General features: G+C 42.4%; 1 protein-coding gene. It reads right to left on the reverse strand.

The features are described 5' to 3' along the window. Nucleotides 1-290, reverse strand: a 290-nt coding sequence (locus LQ622_RS14960) for a Rib/alpha-like domain-containing protein (RefSeq protein ID WP_275590403.1), incomplete at both ends; no start/stop codon positions are given.

Here is a 290-nt window from a genome sequence, read left to right on the forward strand (position 1 = left end):
TCTGCTTGTTCTCCTACTGTTACAGGTACTTTTATGTGATCTTCTGTTCCATCTGGATATGTCACTGTCACATCTACTTCTGTTGTGCCTGGTGTGTTGCCATCTGGTAATTGTGTTTCGTCATCCACCGTAATTGTTGGTTGTTCTTTATCCGCTGGATAATCTGGGATTGTCACTGAACCTGTTACATCGTCTGTTGTCGTTGGTGTGCCATTGTCTTTTGTTACACCGTCTGTTGTTGGTTCATAAGCATCATTGTCTGCTTGTTCTCCTACTGTTACAGGTACTTT

The organism is Mammaliicoccus sp. N-M50, from assembly GCF_022386995.1.
Classification (GTDB): domain Bacteria; phylum Bacillota; class Bacilli; order Staphylococcales; family Staphylococcaceae; genus Mammaliicoccus; species Mammaliicoccus sciuri_A.